The following is a 1,594-nucleotide window of genomic DNA, read 5'->3' on the forward strand; positions in this document are numbered from 1 at the left end:
CTGTTGTGATGATGGACAACGTTATGGTCGGGTCCCGTATGGCATTCTCTCCAAGATCCACATTTTTCAGGGTGGCAAGGAGAATCTCCTGGGGGGGGATGGCCTTCCGCTTACTGTCAATGAGGATAAGGCGGCGGTTGGTAAGAACAACCGTGAACGAGACGGACTTCACCTTGACGGTCTGGGCTTCGAGAACAATGTGTTCGTTATTATAGAGATCGGGATACGCCATGCAACCACGCTCCTATTACTATCTGAGGTATCCGGATACAATAAAGTGTCTGGAAGATAATCATCGTTTTCATCACAGGTGTCCACGATCGCCCATATAGGGACGGAGTACGGCGGGTATCATGACCGACCCGTCAGCCTGCTGGCAGTTCTCAAGAATGGCACGCATCACCCGCGACGTTGCAATGGCAGTCGAATTTAGCGTGTGGATATACCGCTTCGATTCAAAGTCACTCCGGTCCCGGACCTTGATGTTCAAACGGACAGCCTGGTACGCTGTACAGTTGCTGCAGGACACTACTTCCCTGTAAGCAGTATAGCGCGGCATCCAGACCTCGATATCGTATTTCTTTGCCGCAACCGTGCCAATGTCGCCGGTACAGATGTTCACGACACGGCAGGGAAGATCAAGATTCCGGAAGATCTCCTCGGCATTTGCAAGCAGCTCCTCATGAAATGACCATGAGTCTTCCGGCAGGCAGAAGATGAACTGCTCGATCTTCGTGAACTGGTGGACGCGGAAGAGACCTTTGGTGTCAAGACCGTGCGCCCCAATCTCGCGCCGGAAACACGGCGATATGCCCGCCAGTTTCAGGGGAAGATCTGTCTCTTCGAAGATCTCGTCCTGGTACATGGCGCCGATCGGGTGCTCGCTCGTTGCGATGAGGTAGGCATCATCGCCATCGATCTTGTACATCACCTTCTCAAAATCGCCAAGGTCGGTAACCCCTTCGTAGGATTTCCGGTTGATCATGTAAGGGGGAATGACCGGGGTATATCCTTTCGCGGAGAGAAGATCGAGTGCATACCGCTGGAGGGCAAGATCGAGGAGGGCAAGATTCCCTTTCAGGAAATAGAACCCGGCGCCGGCAATCTTGGTCGCCCGTTCGAAGTCGGCCCAGCCATGATCCGCCGCAAGCTGCCCGTGATTCCGGATCTCAAAATCGAATGAGCGGGGGGTCCCCACCTGGCGGACCAGCACGTTCTCCGAATCGTCTTTTCCCGCAGGGACGCTCTCGTCCAGAATGTTTGGGAGACGCATGAGGTATCCCCGGATGAGTTCACGGATCTCATCCTGCTCGGCATCGTTTGCCCTGATCTTCTGCGGAAGGGCGGCAGCTTCTGCAAGCAGCGGTGCGGGGTCCGCCCCGGCCTTTTTTGCAGCATTGATGTCCCGGGCTATCGTATTGCGCCGCTGGCGAAGCTGATCGGTCACGACTTTCAGTTCGCGGGAACGGGCATCTTTGACGAGCAGGTCATCGACCCAGGCGATCTTCTCCGTATCGTTGCGTTTCTCTAAATCGGCCCTGATGATCTCTGGATTTTCCCGAACGAACCTGATATCGAGCATTGGCTGGTCTCC

Annotated in this window: 2 protein-coding genes; both read right to left on the bottom strand. The window is 54.9% G+C overall.

Annotated features, from left to right (window positions below; all coding sequences use genetic code 11):
• A partial coding sequence (locus CW742_RS12360; protein ID WP_394339472.1) for a hypothetical protein occupies nucleotides 1-232 on the bottom strand: 232 nt, incomplete at its 3' end.
• Between the two features lie 72 nt (nucleotides 233-304).
• Nucleotides 305-1,582, bottom strand: a complete 1,278-nt coding sequence (serS, locus tag CW742_RS12365; RefSeq protein ID WP_292420809.1) for a serine--tRNA ligase — start codon at nucleotides 1,580-1,582, stop codon at nucleotides 305-307.
• Nucleotides 1,583-1,594: the final 12 nt, after the last annotated feature.

The sequence above is a fragment of the Methanoregula sp. genome (assembly GCF_002835825.1).
Classification (GTDB): domain Archaea; phylum Halobacteriota; class Methanomicrobia; order Methanomicrobiales; family Methanospirillaceae; genus Methanoregula.